This is a genomic window from Betaproteobacteria bacterium (assembly GCA_016720855.1).
In the GTDB taxonomy this organism is placed as follows: Bacteria; Pseudomonadota; Gammaproteobacteria; order Burkholderiales; family Usitatibacteraceae; genus FEB-7.
Genome location: JADKJU010000003.1, coordinates 726,943 through 750,665 on the forward strand (window position 1 = coordinate 726,943; position 23,723 = coordinate 750,665).

Below are 23,723 nucleotides of genomic sequence, written 5' to 3' on the forward strand. Positions count from 1 at the left end.
GGACCAAGGCGGGTCCCGAGCCTTCGTTTGCGGCTCGGCAGGAAGCGGCCGGATTCGACGGCGTGCACTTCCATCCCATGGAGAGCCGCGCGGTTTGCCTGGGCGTCCTGTACGGCTGGTAGAGTTCGGGGTAGGTTGTGTCCACCGCCGGCCATGCGGCGCCACGAGAGAACAGGGGAGATGATCATGTCGAACACGCCGAAAGTTCCTGACGGACACGATCATGCCCATGATCACGCGCATGAGCACAGCCACGAGCATCTGCATAGACACGGCGACCTGATTCACAGCCATTCGCACAGCCACGCGCACGAGCACGAACACGTCCACAGCCACGCGCATCCGGAGTCTCATGTCGAGGTCGACGCGGATCATCCCCATGAGCGCAAACTCTCGTCGCACGACCACACGCACCCCGAACTGGATGACACCGGTCATGAGCACGAACCGCACGACCATCGCCATGACTGAAATTGTCGATCAGGGCATCACACCCCGGATTCACTGGGCGCAAGTGTCGAGCGCAATGAGCATTCTGAATCGCCGGCTTGCGGTGTTCGCCTGGTGCCTGTTGCAGGCAATGCCGGCTCTCGCCGATGAGAGCCGGCTCAACTCGCCAGGAGTTATCGAAGTTGCCTTTGGACCCGAGGGGGCTGCCGCGGAGGGTTTGATTCTCCGTAGCATCGCGTCAGCCGGAACTTCGATCAATGTCGCGGCGTATGCGTTTTCATCACCGGCGATCGTCGATGCGCTGAAAGCAGCACGCGAGCGAGGCGTCGACGTGCGACTGGTTGTCGATTACAAGCACAATGTCGGGGAAGACCGGAAGGGTATCGGCCGCAAGGCACTGGACGCGCTGGTCGCGGCTGGTGCTGTCGCGAGAACCAATTCCAGCTATCGACTTCACCACGACAAGTACATGATCATCGATGCGCGCCACGTGCAGACCGGCAGCTATAACTACGCGGTCTCCGCAAACCTCAACAGCGAGAACGTCATGGTCATCCGTGATGATCCAGTGCTTGCCCGGCAATACCTGGCGCATTGGACGGCGCGCTTCGGCGAGGGGACCGATTACCGCACTCGCTGAATTTGACGGCAATGCGCGTTACGCTTCCCGGTCGGGTCCGGCGCACTTTCCGGGGCGGTCATTCCATGCGAACATTCCCGCGACCTATACCCCCCTTTCGACGGAGAGATCCCCATGCGCGCACCTTCCGTGAACCGAGTCCGCCTCAGGACCCTTCTCGCCACCGCAAGCTTTGCCCTCGCGGCGTGGCTGCCAGCCACCTCGTTCGCACAGGCCTACCCCACGAAGTCCGTCACGATCGTCGTGCCCTTCCCGCCTGGCGGCGCGACCGACGTCATCGCGCGCCTGCTGGCGCAGCACCTCTCGGAAACGACCCGGCAGACCTTCGTGGTCTCCAACATCCCGGGGGCTTCGGGCTCGATCGGCCACGAGCACGTCGCGCGCGCCGCGCCCGACGGCTACACGCTCATCGTCGGCACGGCGAGCACGATGGCCGGTAACGTGGCTTACAACGAACCGAAGTGGGATCCGATCCGCGACTTCACGCCGGTGGCGGCGCTCACGACGGAGTCGATGTCCCTGATCATCCACCCGTCGGTCCAGGCGAAATCCGTGCAGGAGCTGATCGCGCTCGCCAAGGAAAAGCCCGGCTCGCTCAACATGGCCTCCTTCGGCAATGGCTCCATCTCCCACCTCGCGGGCGAGCTCTTCAAGACGATGGCGGGCGTCGATATGACGCACGTGCCCTTCCAGGGGTCCGGGCCTGCCCTCAACGCGATGATCGGCGGGCACACGCAGGTCATGTTCCACACGCTGTCCGTGTCGCTGCCGCCGGTCCAGTCGGGCAAGCTGCGGATGCTCGCGATCACCGACGACAAGCGCAAGGCGCAGTTGCCCGACATGCCCACCGTCGAGGAATCCGGTCTGCCGGGCTACACCGCCATCACCTGGCTGGGCCTCTTCGGCCCGGCCAACCTGCCGAAGGACACCGCCGCCTTTCTCTCGGCCGAGGCGCGCAAGATGCTCGCGAAGCCCGAGGTGCGAGAGCGCCTGCTCAAGATGTCCAGCGAGCCTTCGGACGGCACGCCGGAGACGCTCGCGGTCAATCTGGCGCGCGATCTCGCCAAGTGGCGCAAGACCATCAAGGATGCCGGCCTGAAGCGGGAGTAGCGCCGTGGACGACCTGATCATCCGCGGAGGCATGGTGCTCGATGGCACGGGCGCGCCGGGCCGTGAGGCCGACGTGTCCCTGGCTGCGGGCCGCATCACCGAGGTCGCCCCGGGCTCGGACCGGAAGGCGCGGCGCGAGATCGACGCCCGCGGCCAGGTCGTGGCGCCGGGCTTCATCGACATCCACACGCACTCGGATTTCACGCTCCCCATCAACCCGCGGGCCGAGTCGAAGATCCGCCAGGGCGTGACCACGGAAGTCGTGGGCAACTGCGGTTTCTCCGCGGCGCCGGCGCTGCCCGGCACCTCGGCCATGCTGAAGGAGTACCTTTCCGCGAGCGCGCCGTGGCTGCCCTTCCGCGACGTGAGCTTCGCCGACTACGTGGACACCTACCCCGCCACCTCGGTGAACGTCGTCCACCAGGTGGGCCACAACACGCTGCGGTTGATGACCGTGGGCATGGAGCGCCGCGCGGCCACCCCCGAGGAGATGCAGGCCATGGTCGCGCTCCTGGAGGAGGCGCTCGCGGCGGGCGCGCTGGGCCTGTCGTCGGGCCTCTTCACGGCGCCCGGCATCAACGCGGGCCCGGAGGAGGTCCACGCGCTCGCCCGCGTCCTCGCCCGCCACGGCGCGCGCTACTCCACGCATGTGCGCGACGAGGGCAACCGGGTATTCGAAGCCGTTCGCGAGGCGATCGCCGTGGCGCGCGAGACGGGCGTGCACACGCAGATCGCGCATCTCAAGCTCTCGGGGATGGACAACTGGGGCGGCGCGGCCAGGCTCCTGGCCGAGATCGACGCCGCACGGCGCGAGGGCGTGCCCGTCGACTGCGACCAGTATCCCTACGACACCGGCACCAACCCGCTGCGCAATCTCCTGCCCACCTGGGTGCAGGAAGGCGGGATCGGCGCCATGCTCGAGCGCCTGAAGGAGCAGGCCGTGCGCGAGCGCCTGCGATCCGACATCGCGCGCGACGGCCTCAACAACTTCGGCCGCATCCCGGGCTGGGACGCCGTGCGCGTGGCGCTCTCCGCGAGCCAGCCGCAACTCGCCGGCAGGACGCTCGACGACATCGCGCGCGAGCACCGCCTCGACCCCTTCGACCAGGTCTGCGAGTGCATCCTCGCCGACCGCGGCCACACCCGCATCCTCGTCACCTCGATGGCCGAGGAAGACGTGCGCGCGATCACCGGCACGCCGTGGATCCTCGTGGGCTCCGACGGCAACTCGCTCGCCGTGGAGGGCGTCACGAGCCAGGGCAAGCCGCACCCGCGCTTCTACGGCACGCACACGCGCGTGCTGGGGCCCTGCGTGCGCGACCTGGGCCTGCTCACCCTCGAGCAGGCGGTGCACAAGATGACCGGCGGCAGCGCCACGGCGCTGGGCTGGACCGACCGCGGCTGGCTGCGGCCGGGCCACTGGGCGGACATCACGGTGTTCGATGCCGCGCACATCTCTGACCGCTCCACCTACGACCAGCCTCACCAGTACGCGACGGGCGTCTCGACCGTGATCGTGAACGGCGAAGTCGTGGTCGACAGCGGGGCCCACACGGGCGCGCTTCCGGGCCGCGTGATCCGCAGGCCCACCGTGCACTAGCGAGGCGGCGCGGCCCTCAGAAGATGAAGGTCCGCCCCACGGCCGAGGGCAGGAGCACGCTTTCGTCGCAGACGCGGGAAAGCGCGGTGAAGGCGCGCCAGCCCGTGCAGTGCGCGGGGATGATGCGCGCGAGCCCGAAACCCATGAGGTCGCGGATCGTCTCGGGGATCGCCTTCTCGACCGTGGGCCCGGAGAGGTGGAAGCCGCCCACGACGGCATGCAGCGGCGTTCCGGCGAAGGTGGTACGCGCATCCGTGAGGACGTTCACCACGCCCGCGTGCGAGCACATCGAGAACACGACGAGGCCCTTGCCCCGCACGTTCACCGCGAGGTAGCGCTCGTCCATGAGCCAGGGGTCGGGCTCCCACGACTGTCCATCCGCGGATCGCCTCATGTGGCCGGGGTAGCCCTGCTCGTACGGTGTCACGCGCGGGATCTCGCCACCGAGGTAGAAGTGGTCGTCGAGCAGGAGACGCGCATCCGGCGAGAGCACGACCTGGGCCCCCGCCTGCTCGAGCTCGGCCGGCTTCGGGACATCCTGGTACGGGAGATACCCGCCATCGGCCAGCGTATTGGCACGGCTCACCAGCATTCCCTCGTTCAGGTGAACGGGCACGCGCCGGCCGCCGTTGGCCGCGTGGATGAGCCGCACGGCCTCCACCAGCCCGCCGCCGTGGTCCCAGTGGCCGTGGGAGAGCGCCACCGCTTCGATGCTGCCGAAGGGCACACCCAGCCGGCCGCCGTTGCGGGTAACCGTGTAGGCCTCGGGCCCGGCATCGAAAAGCATGAAGCGCGTTCGCCCGCCCACCCTTGCCGCGAGCACCAGGGAAAGCCCGTGGTGCGCGCAGCACTTGGCCTCGCCCGACATCTTCGTCATGCCCGCCTTGAGCAGCGTGGCGGTCTCGTTCACCACGCCCTTCGGAACGGTGGAGAGCGCGTCGGTGACGTTGTCGACGAGAACGAGGACCTCGAGCGCATCGACGGGAGCGAGGCGGGTGGCAGTGTCGGCTTGGGTCACGGCGGGCTTTCTTCCGGGGGGTGGCTTCCCGAGGAGTTTACCCGTCGGCCGTGTCGGAACCCAAGCCCGCAACCGCACCCGCGACTGCCTTTTCGAGCAGGCCGGCGTCCTTGGTGATTGCTGAACGATTGCGATGAAACCTGGTAGACAACTCGTTGATCGTCCTGGGCTCATTCATCACTTCAAGCATCAGCCGCCGGCGCGCCTCAGACAGGCCCGTGAACATGCGCTGCGGATCTTCAAAGGACAGCGTGACCTTGACTTCGAAGGCCTGTCCCTGCACTCCAGGTTCACCCATTGAGTTCGTATGCCGTGCTGCGGCCACCACCCGCCGTCTTGCGCAGCACCCCGAGGGCGAGCAGCTCGTTGATGTCGCGCAGTGCCGTGTCGGGGGAGCACTTGGCGATGGCCGCCCATTTGCTGCTGGTGAGCTTGCCCTCGAAACCATCCAGCACGCGGTTGAGCAGTTTTACTTGCCGCTCATTCAGCGGCGTGGTTGCCCAACGTTGCCAGAAGCGCGCCTTGACGAGCACGGTATCCAGCGTGTGCTGCGCGTTGCCCGCGGCGCGGTTGAGCGTGCCGAGGAACCACGACAGCCAATCGGTCACCTCGAGCGTGCCCTTCTGGGTTTGCTCCAGGATGTCGTAGTAGTCCTTGCGCTCTCGCTGGATCTGAGCCGACAGGCTGTAGAAACGCTGTGGGCTGCCATCAGCGCGGGCCAGCAGCAAGTCGCCTGCGGCCCGGCCGATACGACCATTGCCGTCGTCGAACGGGTGCAGCGTTACGAACCACAAGTGCGCAAGCCCGGCCTTCAGCAGTGGGGGCTCCGTCGTGGTCGCATTCACCCATTCGAGGAATCGCACGAGCTCGGCATCCAACCGATCGGCCGGTGGTGCTTCGAAATGCACACGCTGACGGTGGATGGGGCCCGACACGACTTGCATCGGGCCGTTGGCGTCGTCACGCAACGCGCCGACACGAATGCGCTTCAGCCCACCATGGCCGGTCGGGAACAAAGCTGCATGCCAGCCGAACAGCCGCTCCGAGGTCAGTGGGTCGTTGCAGCGGCCGGTGGCATCGAGGACCATCTCGACGACACCATCAACGTGCCGATCCACTGGCGCCAGCGCCCCGATGTCGACGCCCAGGCGCCGGGCGATGGACGAGCGCACGGAATCGGCATCAAGCTTTTCGCCCTCGATTTCGCAGGTCTTGAGGACGTCCTCCGTGAGCGTGGTGAGGCTGGCCTGCTCGCGCAGAGCCAGGCCAACATCGGCGAGACGCCCCAGGAGAACTCCCTGGGCACGACTGACATCCGCCAGCGAGCCAGCCAATGCGGCGAGGTCGAAGCGCCATCTCGGCCAATCGGGGCGCTGCCAGATATAACGATAATCTCCGCTATTCATGCGGCGATTATGACGCCCATTCCCCGCAATGACAAGTTAATCCCCGCATCTTATGCGGCTATTAAGGGTGCCATTCACCGCAAAGCGGTCGCTCCCGGGTCGTGCCCCGGGAAGCGGTGATAGAGACGGTCTCGGCGCGGCAATCGGCTAATTTCGCGCGAGCCTCAGACCCGGCGGGCAACGCACCAACCCGGAAATGCCGTGAATATCGGGGAAATGGCGGACAGAAAAAAAGGCCAGATCGAGATCTGGCCCTTGAATGATGGTGGCGGGGTGGCGACGCACCTTGACGCGGGAATGCCCCGATAATCGACCATCCGAGTTCATGAGCATCAGGTTAATAATCAGCGATTTAGGATTGGATGAGCCGATTGCCTGGCAGACGCAATAAACGTAGCTCGAAGGCACACTCTAGCGCCCGAATTCAGTGCATTCGGCCGCTCAACGGTTCAACCGGAACTTCTCGAACCACTCGTTCAGGTGAGTGAGAGATCGCGCCCGAGGATCAATGGCCTCCGCCTGAGAAAGTGCCCAACTTCGCCAATGCTCGAACGCGGGAACTTCGTTCGACTGCGACCCGATTCGCTCGTCCAGTGCCCCGATAAGGGCTCGGATCTGGTCAGATCGGGCTACGTTGCTAATCGCGTCATTCAGCAGCTTCTGGCGAGAGTCTAGGAGCGCCTGAAGTTCGGAGGCCTTTCTCTTGCGCTCGCTTTCGCAGGCCTTTTCGTATTCTTCAATCGCTTGCTTGCGGTCGTGCAATCGCCAGTCGTAATTCCGCTTCACCGCATCTCGAAATCCTTTCTCCCATTGTTCGATCGCGAGAAGGGCGATGTTCCGAAGCACTGTTCGAGTAAATGCAGGAAAGATCAGGTCGGGCTTTTTGGACTGACGCTCCCAGGTCTCGGTGCCGAATCTGAATTCGAAGCCGGCTGGCTTGCCTTTGGCAACTCTATGACTGGGGGCCGGCGTAGCTTCGGTCCGGGTTACCTCAAAAGACCTACCCCATCCCTTATGACCGACCCACAGTCTTATGTGGCGATGCCCGCTCGAGCTCGGCTTGAATCCGAGATCCGCCCACATCCATAACAGCTGACTCATCCCCTGCAGGAGTTCCTGGCCCTCGGGGGACTGATATTTTGGCTTATCCCAGCTGTATGACTTGGCGACCTTTGCAAGACGCTCATCTTCAGCGATGAACTTCTGCGTGATCGGATGCAAGCCGCGGGTCGCCTTCGGCATTGGAACTTTGTCCACCAGTAGCCTGTAGCGCTCGAGGGTCTCCTCAATGCTGTAGGGAAAGACAGGGGGCGGTGGTACCGGCTGATCGAAGTCTTTCGGATCGAACTTCGGGAAAGATAACCAAACAGCGTCATGGTCCTCTTCAATGCGTTCCGCCAGGGTGTAGTCGAGTGGCGGTTTGACGAACTTCCTCTTTCTGCGGATGCCAGCCAAATTGGCCCAGTAGCCTCGAGGCGGGGCGGGGACGTTCATTTCGCGGCACAACTTGCCTAACCGGACGTCCGAGATCTCGAGATACTTTGCAATTTCGGTCCGCGGCTTGTCCCAAATGAGGTCGTACAGTTCTTTGCGGGTGAGCTTGAGAGTCATCGCAGGCTCCATGAGCCAAGCATTCGCGCATTGGCGATATTAACGCAAAAATAAATTGACTTATGGAATAGAAAATACAAAAATAGCGTTGTTTTGTTGGTAGGAGGCATAAATGCTGGTTGAATTCAGGATCTCGAACTTCCGCTCGATCCGCGAAGAGCAGTGCCTCAGCTTTGTTGCCACCACAGACAAGTGGCTAGAAGACACGCACTGCATTACCACCGGCAAGAGCACCGTGCCAAAGCTGCTGCGCTCGGTGGTCACCTACGGGCCCAATGCTAGCGGCAAGAGCAATCTGATCTTTGCGCTGATGACCATGCAGCGGTTGGTGCTCAACTCCACACGGCTGCTGGAGCCTCAGTTTAGCGAGCAGTACACGCCCTTCTTGCTCGATGCCGACTCGCGCCAGAGGCCGACACAATTTGAGATCACCGTAATGCTGGACGGCGTGCGGTATCAGTACGGTTTCGAGTACGACGCTGAGCGCATACATGGTGAGTGGTTGCTGGTATATAGGGCTAGCAAAGCGCAGCGCTGGTTCGAATACCATTACAACCCCGAGACCAAGCTGAACGAATGGGAACCGTTCTCGGTCCATTTCAAGGGCGAGAAAAAGGGACAAAGAGAGCTCTGGAAGGCTAATACCTCAGCACACTCGCTTTTCCTGACCCAAGCTTCGCAATCGAACAGCCAGCAACTGAAGGCGTTGTTTGACTGGTTCGTCAACGATCTGATCGTTTTGCCGGCCGGCGCAGCGTTCAACCTGCTGCCCACGCTGATACGGCTCGAAGACCCGAAGTACAAGGAGTGGGTGCTACGCCTGATGAACGCCGCAGACATCCACATCAGCGACATCAAAGTCGAAAAGCGCAAGGGTCAGCAACTGGAATTCAAACTGGAGCCTGGCAAGCCGCCTGAACTGCGCACGGTCGAAGGGGAACTACCCGATATCGAGTTCTGCCATGCGACGGCGGATGGTGGTCAGCAATGGTTTGACCGCCGTTATGAGTCCTACGGTACGCAGCGCCTGCTAGGTTATGCAGGGCCGCTGCTGGATGCCATCGAGAACGGCAAGTTCATCGTCGTCGATGAGTTCGACACGAGCTTGCACCCGCTGCTCACTCGCTACGTGCTGCAAATGCTGCACAAGCCACATCTTTCGCAGAATGGTGCGCAGTTGTGGATGACCACACACGACACGTCTTTGCTAGACCCAGAGTTTCTACGTCGTGATCAGATTTGGTTCGTCGAGAAGAACAAGGAGCAGACTTCTGATCTCTACTCCTTAACCGAATTTAGCCCGCGCAAGACGGAAGCGCTGGAGCGCGGTTACTTGCAGGGTCGTTATGGTGCCATTCCCTTCCTCAGTGAATTTCTGTTCTAGAGGGAGGGCAAGTGAAGGAAAACCAGCCTAAACACCGGCAACTTGCCAAGGAACGAAGCAAAAGTGAACGAAAGATTGCGCTGCGCCGGGAAAATGGCACTGCCCTCTTGGTGTGCGAAGGCAAATGCACCGAGCCGTTTTACCTGCAAGGATTACTGCAATCCCCGATGGCCACCCCAAACTCCCGCACCTGTGGCCGGGTCAAACTCCCGCACCTGAGCAGGCGGCGGGACGCGGCGAAGTTACCCGGTTGATCCCCTCTTGGCAACACGCGCCGCGGCCTCTTTTCAGGCGCCAGCCTTGCCTTCGAAGCGCAGCAGGTAGCCGTGGTGCATGAGGCGATCGAGGAGCGGGGTGACTACGACGACATCGCCGAGGAGCCGCCCCCAGTCCTCGAGCGGGCGGTTGGAGGTGACGATCGTCGAGGCTTTCTCGTAGCGGCTCATGAGCACGTCGGCGGCTTCGTCGCCGGCGTGGGCGGGGGAGCTTGCGCAGGAAGAGGTCGTCAATGACGAGCAGCTCGGCGGCCTTGAGCTGGGCGCGCAGCTTGCGCAGTTCACCGAGTTCGCGAGCTTCGCCGATGTCCTCGATGAGCTGGTGGGCCTCGCGGTAGTGCACGCGCCGGCCGTGGGCGACTGCGAGCGCGGCAAGCGCCTTCGCCACATGGCTCTTACCCGTTCCGGGCGGGCCGATGAGCAGCGCGTCCTCCTTCGCGTCGATGAACTTGAGCGTGGCGAGCTCCAGCACGTCGCGCCGGGGAAGCCGCGGGTTGTAGCTCCAGTCGAAGCTCTTCAGGTCGCATCGCTCGGGCAGCCCCGAGAGCGCGTAGCGTCGCTCGAGCAGGCGCGAGCGGCGCCGGTCGAGCTCGTCCTGGACGAGCCAGGAGAAGGCTTCGACGAAGTCCATTTCATGCGCGCCAACCTGGAGCGCGCGAGCCTGCAGTGTTGCGGTCATGCCGGACAGGCGCAGGCTGCGTAGCGCGCGCTCCAGCTTCAGTGATAGACATTGCCATCGGGATCCTCGTGGTGGACCTGGGAGAGCGCCTCCCAGAGCGTTTGGTACTCGGTGATGTCGCGAATCGCCGGATGCGCCTGCGTGAGCGGCGGGTCGGCCGCAGGGGGCGCCTGGCGCTCGAGCGCGCGCCTGACGGCGGCGTAGGACAAGCAGTTGGCTTGCGTGAGGCGCGCGCACACCGCCTCGATGTCGGCGCGCGCGTGCTTGCGCACGAGGTTTGCGAGGCCGTAGATCGCTCGTTGGCCGGGGCGGCCAAGCTTGGCGAAGAGCTCGCGGCCGGCCTGGGCAGTTGCCGGGCCGATGGTCTCCAGGCGCACGAGCAGGCGCACCGTTTCACGCGACGGGTTGAAGACGCGGTCCTCTCCCTGCATCACGAAGGCGCCCTTGCGAAGCGACTTCTCGTGCCGGCGCAGCACGGTGCCAACGCGCTCGAGGATCTCGATCTCGCGCTCGTACACGCGCACCGTGACTTCGCTGTGAGGCGCGGCTGGAAGAGCGGCGTAATACGAGCCCTCGACCTGCACGAGGCCCGCGTCATCGACCGTGCGCGTGACCTGGCGGAAGTACCTGCAGCCCTCGGCAGGCAACTGCTTCAAGTGCGCTTGCTCCTCGCGGAACATCTCGAGCACCTGACGCTTCTTGCGCCCGTGGATGCGCGGAGCCGCCCAGCGCTCCCCCTTGAGCGCGGTCGACTGCGTGTGCTGAATCGCGTTCTCGACGGTTCCCTTGCGGTTGGGGTCGGCGACACGGCACGGATCGGCGACGACACCGTAGTGCGCGAGCATGGCCGCGTAGACGGGATTCAACTCGGGCTCGTACAGATCGGGCTTGATCACGCCCTGCTTCAGGTTGTCGAGCACGACGTACCGAGGACAGCCGCCGAGGGCACGGAAGGCCTCCTCGTGCGCCCGCGCCCAACTCTCCTGGTCGGCCTTCCACACCGCTTTCCTGAAGCTCTTGCCCGAGTACTTGAGCGTCATCACGAAGAGCGCCGGCTTACGGTACTTGCCGCGGCTATCCAGCGTGGGCGCCCCTTCGCCGTAGTCGACCTGCGCTTCCTCGCCGGGGGCGAATTCCAGTACGTCGAAGCGCTCGGGCGCGCGCGCCTTGAGCCGCGCCACGAAGCGCTTCACCGAGTTGTAGCCGTGTGCGAAGCCGTGGCCCTCCACCAGGTCCTGGTAGATGGCCACGGCGTTCCTGCCCAGCAACACCTGCGACTTGATCCACTCCCGGTGCGGCTCGCACGCCGAGGTCGTCGACTCGTTGGCCGGAGCCGGTGGCCGGGGTGCGGGAGTTTGGCCCTCCGGGCCCCGGAGCCGGTGGCCGGGGTGCGGGAGTTTGCCCATCCGCAGCACCAGAGCCGGTGGCCACCCCGGGGAATTTGCCAGCCTCTGATAACGCCGGACGGTCTTCGGAGACACCCCAGGCGCCGCTCAATCTCCCGCTGCCCCACGCCGCTCTCGAGCAGCGCCAGGACGCTCATGCGCAAATGCGATTTCAAGACGTTCACTTCTCCCTCTCCCCGAATTGGTCGGGGAGGAGCGTACGTCGCGCCGTCCGGCGCCCGGGATCAGGCGCCCTTACGGGTGCTCAGGGTGCGGGAGTTTGACCCGGCCACAGGTGCGTGGTCACCCATGCCCGGAATCGCTTTGAGCAGGTGCCGCGAGATCGTGTGTTCGTACTAATAGATGCCGAACAGGACGACCTGCTGAAGGCGCTCAAACTCTGCGAATTGCCAGTGCAGCGGGAAAGCAAAAAGAAGGGGCTGCCGGAAATCCGAATTGAGCCCGTTGTCTGCGATCCATGTTTCGAATTTTGGCTACTGCTGCATTTCCGCTACTGCGACCAACCATTCGCCAGCTTTGCGGACGTGCTGCCCGAACTTCAGGCTCACTTGCCAGACTACGAAAAGAACGATCCACGAATTTTTGTTCGCGTCGGCGGCGAGCAGGGCATGGAACGCGCACTCTCGAACGTCACCCAACTGAGGAAGGTCCTGGCTCAAACCGGCGCCAGCATTCCCGCCACCGACATGGACAAACTTATAGAAGTACTCCGCGGTCTAACGACGTAACGCCAGTCAGTCCAGCGTCGGCGCTGCCGTCGCGTTTACAGCTATCGACTAACTTGCAAACAGCGTTAGAAGCTATTTGCCACTGCCGCTCTTTTGCGTTCCCGTTGTGGTCGATGGCGCGGGAGCAGGGGTGCCTGCAGCCAGCCGTGGGGACTGCTGGGGTTGCAGGCGCGGCAGCGGGCTTAGGTTGAAGATTTACTACGCCGTCGAAGCTCTTCGTCGCCTCTACGGTTGGCTGAAGCTTACCTGCACCGTTAAAGCTCTCGCGCAATGGGACGGTCTCAGTTTTCTTTGGAGCTTCGTTTGCCATGCCTTTCACCTTTATCGAGTATGAATTGACAGCAGCCGCTATGCCGATGACTGCAGTGAACAGCGCACCGATACCGAATGCCCACGACGCTGTGATGTCGAGCCTTTTTAGCAGTGGATCATTGGATGTGGACTTGCCAGACAGAATGTCTTCGAGGTAGTTGCGGTTACGGCGGAAGACAACCAAGATCGTGACAATTGCCACGACGAAACTCACGATAGCGCAAACGTACAGAATTAGAGCCTCAGCAGAGGTCAGACCGACGGTAGTCAGCAATGTGAGAAGAAGCCCAATTCCACCGGCCGATAACGCCAGAAGGCTCTTGTCATGCTCCAACGAAGTGCTGAACCAAGCGGTGACACTTGCCGCATAGAATTCAACGCGCTTCTGATCGTCGCTTTCTTCAGGTGTCATGTTATTTCTACCGGTTGTGCAAAGCGGCGTCCGCCAATGCGCGGAGCACGTCGCTTATTTCACTTGGTGTCCTCGTCGGTCATTGGCACATAGTAAACCGTGCTTATTGTGATTTAGAGAGCATCAGCATGCTTTTCGGCCGCCGCCTTGTCGGCTTCACCTTCCGTTCGGGCCGCCAAGGACCGATAGCGATCGAGTGCCGTCTGCCTGATGACTTTTGGACTCTTGCACCCGATTCCTGCAAGAAACTCCCGCTCGGCCTTCTCGTCCCTCGATTCAATCCACCATGCGCGCAGCGTGTTGAACTTTCCGTCGTTCCATCGGTAGCCTCTGGCCGACGCGTAATCCTTGTTTTCGATCGGAAGTCCAATAGCGTGCACACGCCAGGAAGGTGCACGAGCCGAGTCCAGGAGCAAGGACAAGACGTCTTGCCCACCAGCCGGCACCTTTTGGGCGAGGAGAGCAAGCAACAGATCGACGTCCGCCCTTGCCCTATGTCCCTCATGAAAGAGCCCGAAGCGAAAGCCGATGTAATCGAGCTTGCTGCTCTTCATGTTCCATTGATCCCAGGGAACCTCTTCTAGCGAGCATGCGAAGTGTTTGTTTGCGAAGTCCGGGTAGCGCGCCTCAAGAAAAGCGCGATCGAAGCGGGCGTTGTGGCAGATCACTAAACCGACCCCGTCCATGACTCTCGCGACGCCGGCCTCATCTATTCGCTGCCCGCGGACCATCTCGTCGCTTATGCCAGTCAGGCGCGTAATTTCCGGCGATATGGGCATTTCTGGGTCTTCCAGGCTCTCGTACCGATCAACTACGCGGTAAAGCCGTCCAGACTCGCGCCCGTATTCGCAGGTCGCAATTGCAAGATCAATAATCCGATCACCAAGCTCTGCCTTAAGGCCGGTGGTCTCAGTATCGATGACCGCTAGCCGCCCGCAAGGCTCTCCGCTGACATTTTCGGCAAAGACATGTCCATCCGAAATGCGTAGTCGACGCAGCACCCTAAAGTCGGGGTGCGCGTCCAGCACTTCAGCAGCTTGGTCGATGTTCATTACTTCCACTGTTGTGCACGCATCAAGTTAAGCTAAGAAACAGACTCGGTCGTATCACGATCATACGAGGACATGACGTGTCCGCATGGTCCTTCTACTGCCCCTTCGATACCTGCAAGATGGTTTTGCACCTCGGATAGTTCCGACACCCCCAAAACGGATTACCGCCTGCCTTCGGCGCTCGGAAAGCCATTTTGATTCCACACGAAGGGCACGTCGGTGTCATGAAGTCGCCTTCAGTGGCGAACTTAAGCAGTGACTGCTGACGATGTGGCGGCAGTGCCTGGAGTTTCGTCAGAATATCTTCGCCATTGATGAGATGGATATTCTTTCCTATCGCGAACTGCGTTGCGTCGCTCGAATATGTACCTGTCGTGGCGAATATCCCTTCTTGGACCTTGTCGGCGGACATGACGCCGAAAAGCTCCCGAATCAGATTCACCCCAACTTTCCGAGATTTCCACGCCTTGCACTGGACGATGATTCCCGGGTGCTCAGCTCCCTCTGTGTAGAGATGGATGTCGACGCCCCCATCTGGTCCGGCGCGAACTGTCTTGGCACGAAAGCCCAACTCCTCAAAGTACCCTGCGCAAACGTACTCGAAGCGCTTCCACTCCAAGGCCTTGAGTAGTTCGAGGCTCCACCTACTTGTGTCGACAGCCTCGGGCTCATATCCCCCCAGCCCGGCTTCTTTCCATTCGGAGTAGAGATCCAAACCTGGGTTCAGAGTCTGCTCGGAAGCAGCGGGTTGCGGGCTTTCCCCGTCCCATTCCGGCTCGCGCTTCATCAGGTCGACAACACGTTTGCGCTTGGCGCCCTGAAATGCAGAAATTGCGGCCCCGCCGAGAAAGACTAGCGGCATCAGGAACTGGCCTGCCAAAGCTAGCGCTCGCGCAATGGATGATCCCACGACCGCACTCGGCGGGCGAACTGATCCAGGGGTCGCAGGTTCGGGCACGGCAAGCCAGCGAAAGACGAAGTACGTCCCGATTGCAAGCAGTACGCCGAGCCACCACGGCAGCTTTGCCGCGGCATCCAAAACGTCTTCTATTACGCTCTGTCGTCTTCTTGCCATTCGTCCTGAGTTGCCTTTACGGTCGCGGCCGTGCTTTAGGATCGGTACGGCTTTCCCGGTCGAGCCGAAGGTTCGCAAACCATTCCTGCTCTATGACGTGAACGTAAGTACGAAGGCTCCGGAGGGGCATGTTGTCACCTCTTTCAATTGCCTCCTGGCAGGTCGCAACTTCCCGTTTGATGGTGTCATCCTTCAAGTCGCGAGAGTAGCCACCCCTTCGCACGTGTGCAACAAATGCTTTCCAAGCGAAAGGTCGCGAGAATCTCGCGTGGAGCTTATTCCGGTGACACTCTTTGCATAACGCGAACAGGACTGTAGGACCCCATTCATACGGCTTGCTGTAATCCTCGTCGTGGTATTCGACGGGCCCATCGGGATCATTGCAAAGTCGACACGGACCGGTTGCCGGCTGCACATTGCCCAATGCAATCTGGCGCATCAGTTCCTTTAGCTTTTCCTCGCGCTCGCTCCATTTGTAGCCGTTGTACCAACCGCTGTCATTCGCGCGATCCACTACACCCTGCCGTATCCTCCCTAGCTGCGACATAACGTCTCCCACTTCTCAAACGTGGAGTAGGCGCCCCTGGCATTCGAGCCATATCTGCTGACCACCGCGTCGAACAGTGCTTTTCGAAATTCAGGATGAACCTTTATCGGCGTGAGACGGTGCCAAGGGTACCGATCAAGCAGATCTAGTGCCGCGTCCCAGGTGTCAACAGTCTGGGATTCGTGCTCGATCCACTCTTCGTCCAGTAGTTCTGGCGTCCAGTCACGGACACTTCGTCGAAACACCCACCCACCACCCTTTCGGCACCCTACGAGATCCAATCCCCCTCCCTCGGCTGCAACGTGCACGATGAGTTCGGCGCGCGAGGCTGTGAATTCACTAATGGCGGCCTCTCCATTTGCCTTGAGCTCCACCACCAAGATGGCGTGATCGGAAAGAGGCGCCTGGTCGTTGGCGCCAGCCACAACATGCCCCCCGACCCTTGTGATGTACGACGCTGTGATGGCACCGATGCTTGCCGTTGCAAGCACATGGTCAATGCGGCTGCCAGTCGATCCGGTGCCGAAGCTGTAGCTCCACTCGCCTATTGGATTTGGAATCGTCCAGCCACGCTCTCGCAGCTGGCCTAGATGCTTTCCGCCCACGGAATGCGGATTGGCGGGATCGCCATTCATATCGCCAATAAGGAGAACGCTTCGATCGGTCACTCCTTGGAGACGGTGCTCCAGCGCCGCCCAATAGGCTTCAACCCCTGTCTCCGTCTTATAAGCGGGTGCGCGGATGCCCACTACTTCAAGACATGAGTCCAGAAGACGAATGCACCCAAAGTTTGTTTCAGCATGGCTGTCACTCAAAGGAGCTACGACAGAACCCTGCGTATGCCCATGCCTTGACGCAATCAGAACCTGATTGTGACCTTCGATTTTCTTTGAGACGGAGATGTGCAAGAGCCCCTGCACTTTCAGGGCCTCCTTGAATGCAGCGCGCGAGTCGCCGTCGACATATTCAGTGAGCACCAGGACATCGGGGGCAATCTCGCCAATCACTTCGAGAATGCCTTGAGAAAGGTCCTTCATGCGGGTACGGTGGTTCAGGTTCCAGGCGGCGATCTTCATTGAGCATGTTTCCTTGCGCGGCGAGTCAGAATTTCTGTCACCCGCACATCATCGCAGGCGGCTGGCTCAGGGAATGAGCTTGCATGCGGGCTTGCCGGGCCTGACGGACTTGCGACGTGCGCAGCCGACGAGCAACAGAATCTTGAGTGCCCGTTACAGAGGCAGCATGCTCACGGAAGCGCTCCGCTTAGGAGTCGCGTTCGAGGAAATACTTTCCAAATCGCATGCTGCCGTCCGTCGCGGAGGGATAGCACTTCGGGCGCTCTGCCTCAGGCATGGAGGGGAAGCGTTCATTCCAGAATGTCTCCCCCATATGCTCGATTTTGTTACCTCCAGCAGGACCCTCGCCTGCCGGCACCCACTCCACCCAGACGCGCCGAGGCAATGGACCGATGGTCATGCAGCAAACGTTGCTTCGCTGCCACTGCATGAGCAGATCAATATCGAGATTGAACATAATCCACTGGCCAAACTCGAGCTTGCTCACAAGGCCGTCTTCGACGCAGAAGGGCAAAATGTCGACCCGCGCGTATACCTCACCGGGGAAAGGGCCCCCTCTGTCCCACTGGTGGGGCGAGCTCGAATGCCCCTTTGCGAGCCGCTCCTCCGGAGTCCACCGTCGCTCAATCGTTTCCCGGTTTTGGTACCCGAACGTAATGGCAAAGCGCCCAAAGTGATCAAGCAGGGGCTCAAGAAGCTTTTCACAAAGCAGCCGGCCAGACTTGATCACATGCTCTGAGTCATCAGTAGGAAAGTTACTGTGACCCGCGACCGCGGCTTCCACAGAGAACAGAAAATCTCGCAACAGGAAGTTTGGCGATAAGCGAACTCGTGATAGCTCTTCGTATCGATTGTAGAACTCGCTATCAAACGCAGTCACTCGGCAACCTCCGCAGAGCGTCGACGGATTGGCAGGTACGGGAATCGGATTGATGTGCCGCCAGTGGACTTAGCGTCGTACTCGAGCTGCCCCGGATGTGTCGCTCCGTGGACATTCGAAAGGGTGAAGACCGCGAGCACCGCCACGTCCGCATAAGGAATCGGACGAGCAAGGTCAACGAAGTAGTTGGGCGAGCCGTCCGCCTTGCGCCCGAATTGGTCGGGCAAGTTGGTCGGAGCGCTCCAGCCCAGCTTCATCAGGGTCGCGTAGTCCTCCTCGGTCAGGTGTTCGTCCTCCGGCAGGTAGTAGTCCGATACGGCCTCCATTCGCATGCCGTAGGCCCCTTGATCCATGAACTGGACGTAGCGGTCGGTGCCCTTTACGGAGAGGATCAGGTATTCGTCTTCCTCGAGAGCGATCAGGGTATGGACCAAACGGTCGGCGAAGTGGCTCCAGGCCTCCCGGGCGGAATCCTGCTTCGGGGCAGCGTGGATCGGCGAGCAGTCCTCCTCCCGGCCTTTCGGTGCCGGCTTGTTCCGCGGTTTCATGGTCTTTGCGGTCATCGGAATCCTCTCTTTCTAGCGCCGCTGGAACCTCAACGGCACGGTCCTGAACCCACGATTAGAGTGTAGAAAATGGCAAGCTCAGGGGATGAGCTTCTGCATCTACAAATCGGTACGGTGAAGGCTGTCTGCGACGCAAGCCTCCATCGTCCGGTCATGGATATTCAGCACCTTGTCCAGGGGTTCCTGATAGCCGCCCGCCAAGTTCCACGCCACGGGTATTCCGAGTTCCCGCGCTGTCGTGAACACGATCGCGTCGCGCTGGGCGAGTTGCTCATCGTCGAGAAACCCGCCAAGCGGATCCTCGATATGAGGATCCGCACCCGCCTGGTACAAGAGGACATCACAGCCGGCGAATGACTTCACGAGTCCTGGTAGGGCGCCCAGGAACCGTGTGGCGACGCGCGGGTAGTCGCGACCGGCGGTTAAGTGGCGGATCCAACCGCGCGCGTTCACGCGCTCCATGATCTCCACCGTGCCGTCCCCGAAATGCTGGTCGCAGTCGAGGATTCCCACTTGGGTCGCGAGGCCTTCGGCCCGAAGCGCAAGCGCGGTCACCATGAGACCATTAAACGTGCAGAAGCCGCCCGGTGTGTCCCAGTGCGCATGGTGGAAGCCGGAACAGGGGGCGCAGGCGATTCCTCGAGACCCCACCACGTGGCGGGCTGCCGAGAGCATCGATCCGTTGGTCCAGGGAAGCGATTGGGCAACGGATGCGCTTTTGTTGAAGAAGCCATTGCTTTCCCGGCACGCGAGAATGTCCCCTACATACTTCCTATCGTGGGCGCGGGCGAGATCCTCGACGGTGGCGGGCTGAGGCTCGCGGACGTCAATCGGAAAGTGCTTTTCCCGCCAGCGCTGCATCACACGGCGCGGCTTGCTCGCAGAAGGGGAAGCGCGCTGGGGTTCTGCAACCTGCCGCTCGGTGTAAAACACCGGAACGCAAGCGTTGGGCGATCGTGACTTGAGCGGGCTGGAGTTCGTCGATGGCATGCCGTTCATGATCCGGCATGGCAGGCTCAGGGGATGAACCTGTAAAGGAAGCGCGATGTTGCAGAGCGAAACGCACGCCTGCCCTGAGGCGTTCCTCGTCGACCTTAGAATCCCGGATACCGATTCCAGTAGAACCGGTCCTCTTCGGAATCCTCGTACTCCCCAACCTGCCATTCGTTGCACATCAACAGGTCTTCGGCCACCTCCTGGATGACTTCGTGCAATTCCAGTGGCTTGAGCCAGCGCTCCGGTATCGCGCCAACTCCCCACATTAAACCGAGCAGATTTCCGGCAATGGCGCCCGTCGAATCACTGTCGCCGTCGTGGTTCACGGCGGCCAATACGCCCTCCTCGAAGGTTTGGGCGGTCAAACCGCAGTAGAGAGCGATCGCCAAGGCCTCTTCGGCAATCCACCCTTGGCCAAGCTTCGCGATGCCGCGGTGGGTGGACAACTCAAACTGCGCGGCACGCTCCGCGCCATCTATCGCTTCCAGGGTTTCCCGGCTGTCCGGGCGGTCGCGGAGCACTTCCTTGGCGTCACGAATGGCGCCTGGGAGTTCTGATCCTTTCAGGAGCTTCAACAGGATCAGGGAAAGCACGCCCGCGGGCAGCCGTCCCGAGGGATGCCCGTGGGTAATGCCGGCCAGCGAACACCCCAGATCGAAGCAGTAACCAAAGCTCTCGGCTTCGTCACCTGACCAAGCGACGTGCATGAAGAGAGCGACAGGTGCGATGCGCATGAGGCCCCCGCAGCCCTTGCTGTTGTTTTGCGCGAGATCACCAAGACTTTCCATCGCCTCCAGCGCGGAAAGACAGGTGTTGCCGGGAACCCGGCGCTCATGGAGTTCGCGATGCCCGATGAGCCACCCGTCCCCCATATCTTCACCCCGGCACTCCACGTCACGGTTTCTCGTATGTCCGCCTTGCGTGCGCAGCCAACGCAGATAGGCGTTGGCGGTAACCGACTCAAAGGCCGGCCCGATCCCGCGGTGGTTGAAACGGACCAATCCGCGCAAGAGGCCTTCGGCGGTGAAGAGCGTCATTTGCGTGTCGTCAGTGATGGCGCCCACGCGGCCGAAAGCGCGGTCGAAGTCGCGGATCCCCTCCTTGCCGTAGCGGGCGCGAATCTCCCGGCCAGTCATGAACTCCACCGGAGCGCCAAGGGCGTCCCCGACCGCGCCGCCCAGCAGACAGCCACGATACCGGGAGGCGAGGGATGCCTTGTCGGGCCCTGGCTTTCGGGGGAGATTCTGTGGCGTTGCCAGTGCAATTTCGTCTGTCATCAGCGCTCCAAGAGCCCGGAGAGCATTTCCGGAATCTGCTGCAGCCGGTCAAGTTGTGCCGAGGGGTCCTTGCGACTTCTCGCAATCCAGGACAGCGCTTGGGCGACATGCCAGGCGCTGGTCGCCTTCTCCGGGCTTCCGGGCACTGGCAGGGTCGACTTCATGTGCTTCTCGCTCGGAAAGCCAGGCTGGAAGCGGTCTACCAGTTCCGCATCGTGGCCGGTACGGGCGATATTGAGGAAGCGCGCCGCGTCTACCGAGCCCCATCGTGTCTTGAGCGTCGTGTCTACAAAGGAGGGCAGTTTCGCGGGGTCCACCGGCAGATGGAGCGTCCGGGCCATCTCTAGGCGCTCCCGACGCGCGATCACAAGCCCCGCTGTAAGAAAGTCGATCACGTCTTCGACGTGCGTTGCCTCCCGATGCACGAACCCGCGCTGTTCACGGGCCGTCCCCACGATGAGGCCATTGGTGCAAACAAGCCGATACCAGACGAGGGCGACCCGAAGTTGCGAGGTGCCATCGACGGAATTCTGGCATCGCAGCTGTAGCAGTAATGGGTGCCCGTCACCAGGATCGAACATCCAGTTGGGAGGCAGATTCACTTCGAGGCTCATCGTGGCCCCGTATCGCAAAAGCGTTGCGTGCGTATCCAGGCCGTACGGGTCAATGCCGACTTTGCCGAAGGCGTGGGCAAGGACAGCGGCCGCGTCCCGGTGCTCGATCAGGCGGTACGTCTTGGAGACGACGCCGGTCGGGCAGGGTGTCCAGGCGCCCTCAGCCTGCTCCCGGCGCACGATGAGGTCGTAGAGCTCGTTCGCATTAGAGTCCGGCATCGCAGCACCTTGGAGCGAAAATGGCTTCCGATCGAACTGCGGCAACACCGCCGCCACCTCGTCGAATCGACCGCGAAACCAGCGTGAAACAGGTTGCCGGAAACCGGCGGGAATCCATTCCGCACCCTCGGGCTCCCGGAGGGCTGCGGCCACATGATCATTCATTCGAACTCCTCGTCCCGGAAACGCCGGGTTACGAGGTCAGAATCGCTGCGCCGAGGCTCACCTCGTGAGCTTACTTGCCCTTTGTTACGTAGAGTGCGGCAGTCTTTCGTGCCAAGTCGGCGACGTGCGTCCGGAGTTCGGGCGGTTCCTCGACCCGGCACTCGGGGCCGTACTTGAGGATGTCCATGACGAGTTCGCGGTCGTCCCCGAAAGGCACTTCGAGGACGTAGCCCCCATCAGCCTCAAAACGCCCACGCTGCTTGGAGTGCCACTTCTCGTAAGCCACCCAACGGGAGGCGGTGGGGCTGAACCGAAGCTTGGCCCATCCCTTGGGCCGTCCAGCGAATATGCCGTAGCTTGAGGCCAGGAAGTCGTCGAGGTCAGCTTCCGAGACGTTCTTTGCTCTTTCGGAGAGAACCTTGGCAGCGCGGATGCCATCCAGCGCGAAACTTCTGATGCCATCGCGCAGGTGGCACCAAGCGTCCAGATACCAGTTACCACGATAGAAAACCAAACGCTGCGGTGAAACCGTTCGTTCCGTGGTTTCGTCGCTGTGTCGGCTCCAGAAGGTGATCGCTAAACGATAGCGCTTGAGGGTAGCGGTGGCCGCGAGTTCAAAGAATTCCAACTTCATCCCGCGCGCGGCCATGCGCACAATGCGGATACGCTTCGAAATTTCCGCAGCCGTTCCGTCACGGCTCTCGCGCAGCGCATCAAGACGAGCCCGCAGCGGCTCTACATGCGGAGACAGAATGCCTGGATCCAACCCCCTAAGCAGCTCCTGCATCGTCAGGAGCGCATGAACCTCGGAGGCATTGAACCAAAGACCTGGCAGCTCGTATCGAGGGCCGGATGGCGTTTGCTTCGAGAACCGGTAGCCGTTGTTGTCGCGGTCGTACTCAATGGGCGCATTGAAGCGGTCCTTCATGTAGTCCAAGTCCCGCTTGAACGTGGCGCGTGATATCTCCAACTCGTCGAGAAAGGACTGAATGGGCACCACGGTGCGCTCCTGAATCATCTGATCGATGCGATAAAAGCGCTCCAATCGTTCCATGACCGACCTCCCTGTAGCTCACGTCATGAGCCCGCTCGATCCTAGCATTATCGACTTCAAGAGACAGATCACCATATGACGACAGTACGCAACTTACGATTCCCAGATCTGAAGAGACATGAGCAGCGCGGAAGTAAGCCCCGCTGCCATCTCCTAACTCATGGCCCGGACAACGAGGTCGCAGAGAGGCTCTCAGGGCTGCTCGCCCCATTCGGGAAGGTTTCGGCCTCCGATCATTGGATGCCGAGGGGGTTTGAGAATACCCAGGAGTGCGAACTCCATCGGCCCTCACCAGTTCTCGACTCCGATCTATGCGAGACATTGGCGGCCTGGTGGTTGCCAAGGGATCAATTGAGAGACCGGTCGCCACACTTTGATATCGCCGCTACTTGTACCATCGGAGAGCGACCCGGGCTCCTCCTTGTTGAAGCAAAGGCATACGACATGGAGTTGATTCGCGAAGCGGCCGGAAGACGACTGCAGATAAAGGACTCGCGCGAATTGCAATCGGCAAGATCCGCCAGCCACGTGACGATTGGCAGGGCGATCGACGAGGCCCGGGCCGGTCTTGCTACGGACACGGGGCTCCCATTCGGGATTTCGAGGGACGCCTGTTATCAAATGTCGAACCGCTTCGCCTGGTCATGGAAGCTCGCGGCCTCCGGTATTCCCGTTGTGCTTGTCTATCTCGGATTCCTGGGTGCCGACGACATGATGGACAAAGGTCTCCCGCTCGAATCGCACGAGCAATGGTCGGTGCTGGTAACGTCTCATGGCGGAGGCATCGTGCCACGCGAGTGTTGGGAGCATGCCTGGCATGTGAATGGGCAGGCAATCGTACCTCTCATTCGCACTCTCGATGTCCCGTTAGCTCCCGTACAACCGCATTCCTAACCACATTTATTCAGGTCCATGATGAGCTTGGCTGAGGACACGAGCTGGCCTCCGTCGCCAATTCCCGCCACACCCACCCTGCTTCCGATTACCTCGTGGGCGGAGATGTATCAGGAGACACTGGCCACGGGCGTAATGTTCGAGTCCTGTTGGCTTGATAGCGTGGAAGCCGGAGTCGCATATTTTTTTCGATGGGTCGGAACTCCGCGGGCGACCGTCCTTGCGGTCTGGAACGAAGATAGCCTCAGCTTTGTGGAATGCCGGGGAACACGTGACC

Annotated in this window: 22 protein-coding genes and 2 pseudogenes; 8 read left to right on the forward strand and 16 right to left on the reverse strand. The window is 61.4% G+C overall.

Going from position 1 to position 23,723, the window contains the following annotated elements; all coding sequences use genetic code 11:
- Nucleotides 1-186: 186 nt before the first annotated feature.
- The 4 genes from IPP91_17225 to IPP91_17240 all read left to right on the forward strand — a co-directional run bounded on the left by IPP91_17225 (nt 187) and on the right by IPP91_17240 (nt 3,800).
- Complete coding sequence (locus IPP91_17225; GenBank protein MBL0143794.1) at nt 187-471, forward strand: hypothetical protein; 285 nt, start codon at nt 187-189, stop codon at nt 469-471.
- Nucleotides 472-580: 109 nt separating this feature from the next.
- Entirely contained in the window at nt 581-1,090 is a 510-nt protein-coding gene (locus IPP91_17230; protein MBL0143795.1) for a phospholipase D family protein, read from the forward strand.
- Nucleotides 1,091-1,204: 114 nt separating this feature from the next.
- Nucleotides 1,205-2,200 carry a tripartite tricarboxylate transporter substrate binding protein gene (locus tag IPP91_17235; GenBank protein MBL0143796.1) on the forward strand — a complete coding sequence of 332 codons (996 nt, stop codon included), beginning with the start codon at nt 1,205-1,207 and terminating at the stop codon, nt 2,198-2,200.
- Between the two features lie 4 nt (nt 2,201-2,204).
- Nucleotides 2,205-3,800 carry a D-aminoacylase gene (locus tag IPP91_17240; protein ID MBL0143797.1) on the forward strand — a complete coding sequence of 532 codons (1,596 nt, stop codon included), beginning with the start codon at nt 2,205-2,207 and terminating at the stop codon, nt 3,798-3,800.
- 16 nt (nt 3,801-3,816) lie between these two features.
- Here IPP91_17240 and IPP91_17245 read toward each other — a convergent pair whose 3' ends face one another.
- The 4 genes from IPP91_17245 to IPP91_17260 form a co-directional block, all read right to left on the reverse strand.
- Nucleotides 3,817-4,818 carry an MBL fold metallo-hydrolase gene (locus IPP91_17245; GenBank protein ID MBL0143798.1) on the reverse strand — a complete coding sequence of 334 codons (1,002 nt, stop codon included), beginning with the start codon at nt 4,816-4,818 and terminating at the stop codon, nt 3,817-3,819.
- A 37-nt stretch (nt 4,819-4,855) separates the two neighbouring features.
- Nucleotides 4,856-5,116: a hypothetical protein gene (locus IPP91_17250; protein ID MBL0143799.1), complete on the reverse strand. Its 261-nt coding sequence runs from the start codon at nt 5,114-5,116 to the stop codon at nt 4,856-4,858.
- Nucleotides 5,109-6,224 carry a Fic family protein gene (locus tag IPP91_17255; GenBank protein ID MBL0143800.1) on the reverse strand — a complete coding sequence of 372 codons (1,116 nt, stop codon included), beginning with the start codon at nt 6,222-6,224 and terminating at the stop codon, nt 5,109-5,111. Before IPP91_17255 ends, IPP91_17250 begins: the two co-directional genes overlap by 8 nt.
- A gap of 441 nt (nt 6,225-6,665) precedes the next feature.
- On the reverse strand, nt 6,666-7,835 hold the full coding sequence (locus tag IPP91_17260; protein MBL0143801.1) for a hypothetical protein: 1,170 nt from the start codon (nt 7,833-7,835) through the stop codon (nt 6,666-6,668).
- 112 nt (nt 7,836-7,947) lie between these two features.
- Between IPP91_17260 and IPP91_17265 the strand changes: the two genes are divergently transcribed.
- Nucleotides 7,948-9,219 (forward strand): ATP-binding protein, encoded by a 1,272-nt coding sequence (locus tag IPP91_17265; protein ID MBL0143802.1) that lies wholly within the window; start codon nt 7,948-7,950, stop codon nt 9,217-9,219.
- 11 nt (nt 9,220-9,230) lie between these two features.
- Entirely contained in the window at nt 9,231-9,473 is a 243-nt protein-coding gene (locus IPP91_17270; protein ID MBL0143803.1) for a hypothetical protein, read from the forward strand.
- A 33-nt stretch (nt 9,474-9,506) separates the two neighbouring features.
- Here the strand turns inward: IPP91_17270 and IPP91_17275 are convergent.
- Both IPP91_17275 and IPP91_17280 read right to left on the reverse strand, forming a co-directional pair.
- A pseudogene (locus tag IPP91_17275) lies at nt 9,507-10,173 on the reverse strand (ATP-binding protein).
- Nucleotides 10,174-10,211: 38 nt separating this feature from the next.
- A pseudogene (locus IPP91_17280) lies at nt 10,212-11,734 on the reverse strand (IS21 family transposase).
- Nucleotides 11,735-11,857: 123 nt separating this feature from the next.
- On the opposite strand from IPP91_17280, the gene IPP91_17285 reads away from it, so the two are divergent.
- Nucleotides 11,858-12,307 carry an RloB domain-containing protein gene (locus tag IPP91_17285; protein MBL0143804.1) on the forward strand — a complete coding sequence of 150 codons (450 nt, stop codon included), beginning with the start codon at nt 11,858-11,860 and terminating at the stop codon, nt 12,305-12,307.
- On the opposite strand, the gene IPP91_17290 is transcribed toward IPP91_17285, so the two are convergent.
- From IPP91_17290 to IPP91_17335, 10 genes are all read right to left on the reverse strand, one after another.
- Nucleotides 12,276-13,031, reverse strand: a complete 756-nt coding sequence (locus IPP91_17290) for a hypothetical protein (protein ID MBL0143805.1) — start codon at nt 13,029-13,031, stop codon at nt 12,276-12,278. The two genes, IPP91_17285 and IPP91_17290, sit on opposite strands and share 32 nt — an antisense overlap.
- A 113-nt stretch (nt 13,032-13,144) precedes the next feature.
- Nucleotides 13,145-14,083, reverse strand: a complete 939-nt coding sequence (locus IPP91_17295) for a hypothetical protein (protein MBL0143806.1) — start codon at nt 14,081-14,083, stop codon at nt 13,145-13,147.
- Nucleotides 14,084-14,177: 94 nt separating this feature from the next.
- The gene (locus tag IPP91_17300) at nt 14,178-15,236 is read right to left on the reverse strand and encodes a DUF2034 domain-containing protein (protein ID MBL0143807.1); all 1,059 of its coding nucleotides are present in this window, start codon (nt 15,234-15,236) and stop codon (nt 14,178-14,180) included.
- 456 nt (nt 15,237-15,692) lie between these two features.
- Complete coding sequence (locus tag IPP91_17305; protein MBL0143808.1) at nt 15,693-16,781, reverse strand: endonuclease/exonuclease/phosphatase family protein; 1,089 nt, start codon at nt 16,779-16,781, stop codon at nt 15,693-15,695.
- Between the two features lie 187 nt (nt 16,782-16,968).
- Nucleotides 16,969-17,661 (reverse strand): hypothetical protein, encoded by a 693-nt coding sequence (locus IPP91_17310; protein ID MBL0143809.1) that lies wholly within the window; start codon nt 17,659-17,661, stop codon nt 16,969-16,971.
- Nucleotides 17,658-18,224: a hypothetical protein gene (locus IPP91_17315; protein MBL0143810.1), complete on the reverse strand. Its 567-nt coding sequence runs from the start codon at nt 18,222-18,224 to the stop codon at nt 17,658-17,660. Before IPP91_17315 ends, IPP91_17310 begins: the two co-directional genes overlap by 4 nt.
- 102 nt (nt 18,225-18,326) lie before the next feature.
- Nucleotides 18,327-19,226, reverse strand: coding sequence for a histone deacetylase (locus IPP91_17320; GenBank protein ID MBL0143811.1), 900 nt, complete (start codon nt 19,224-19,226; stop codon nt 18,327-18,329).
- 95 nt (nt 19,227-19,321) lie between these two features.
- A complete protein-coding gene (locus tag IPP91_17325; GenBank protein ID MBL0143812.1) occupies nt 19,322-20,500 on the reverse strand; it encodes an ADP-ribosylglycohydrolase family protein in 1,179 nt (392 codons plus the stop codon).
- Nucleotides 20,500-21,498, reverse strand: a complete 999-nt coding sequence (locus IPP91_17330) for a DUF932 domain-containing protein (GenBank protein MBL0143813.1) — start codon at nt 21,496-21,498, stop codon at nt 20,500-20,502. The genes IPP91_17325 and IPP91_17330 overlap by 1 nt, the downstream gene beginning before the upstream one ends.
- Nucleotides 21,499-21,568: 70 nt before the next feature.
- Nucleotides 21,569-22,552, reverse strand: a complete 984-nt coding sequence (locus tag IPP91_17335; protein MBL0143814.1) for a YafY family transcriptional regulator — start codon at nt 22,550-22,552, stop codon at nt 21,569-21,571.
- A 444-nt stretch (nt 22,553-22,996) separates the two neighbouring features.
- Here IPP91_17335 and IPP91_17340 point away from each other — a divergent pair, with 444 nt between their 5' ends.
- Nucleotides 22,997-23,446, forward strand: coding sequence for a hypothetical protein (locus tag IPP91_17340; GenBank protein MBL0143815.1), 450 nt, complete (start codon nt 22,997-22,999; stop codon nt 23,444-23,446).
- Nucleotides 23,447-23,723: the final 277 nt, after the last annotated feature.

Excerpts from the sequence above, each read along its gene's own strand:
- IPP91_17230 (MBL0143795.1), top strand. The coding sequence starts at position 581 with ATGCCGGCTCTCGCCGATGAGAGCCGGCTCAACTCGCCAGGAGTTATC.
- IPP91_17290 (MBL0143805.1), bottom strand. The coding sequence starts at position 13,031 with ATGACACCTGAAGAAAGCGACGATCAGAAGCGCGTTGAATTCTATGCG.
- IPP91_17330 (MBL0143813.1), bottom strand. The coding sequence starts at position 21,498 with ATGAATGATCATGTGGCCGCAGCCCTCCGGGAGCCCGAGGGTGCGGAA.
- IPP91_17305 (MBL0143808.1), bottom strand. The coding sequence starts at position 16,781 with ATGAAGATCGCCGCCTGGAACCTGAACCACCGTACCCGCATGAAGGAC.
- IPP91_17250 (MBL0143799.1), bottom strand. The coding sequence starts at position 5,116 with ATGGGTGAACCTGGAGTGCAGGGACAGGCCTTCGAAGTCAAGGTCACG.
- IPP91_17315 (MBL0143810.1), bottom strand. The coding sequence starts at position 18,224 with ATGACCGCAAAGACCATGAAACCGCGGAACAAGCCGGCACCGAAAGGC.
- IPP91_17320 (MBL0143811.1), bottom strand. The coding sequence starts at position 19,226 with ATGAACGGCATGCCATCGACGAACTCCAGCCCGCTCAAGTCACGATCG.
- IPP91_17260 (MBL0143801.1), bottom strand. The coding sequence starts at position 7,835 with ATGACTCTCAAGCTCACCCGCAAAGAACTGTACGACCTCATTTGGGAC.
- IPP91_17295 (MBL0143806.1), bottom strand. The coding sequence starts at position 14,083 with ATGAACATCGACCAAGCTGCTGAAGTGCTGGACGCGCACCCCGACTTT.
- IPP91_17265 (MBL0143802.1), top strand. The coding sequence starts at position 7,948 with ATGCTGGTTGAATTCAGGATCTCGAACTTCCGCTCGATCCGCGAAGAG.
- IPP91_17335 (MBL0143814.1), bottom strand. The coding sequence starts at position 22,552 with ATGGAACGATTGGAGCGCTTTTATCGCATCGATCAGATGATTCAGGAG.
- IPP91_17235 (MBL0143796.1), top strand. The coding sequence starts at position 1,205 with ATGCGCGCACCTTCCGTGAACCGAGTCCGCCTCAGGACCCTTCTCGCC.
- IPP91_17325 (MBL0143812.1), bottom strand. The coding sequence starts at position 20,500 with ATGACAGACGAAATTGCACTGGCAACGCCACAGAATCTCCCCCGAAAG.
- IPP91_17225 (MBL0143794.1), top strand. The coding sequence starts at position 187 with ATGTCGAACACGCCGAAAGTTCCTGACGGACACGATCATGCCCATGAT.
- IPP91_17255 (MBL0143800.1), bottom strand. The coding sequence starts at position 6,224 with ATGAATAGCGGAGATTATCGTTATATCTGGCAGCGCCCCGATTGGCCG.
- IPP91_17340 (MBL0143815.1), top strand. The coding sequence starts at position 22,997 with ATGGAGTTGATTCGCGAAGCGGCCGGAAGACGACTGCAGATAAAGGAC.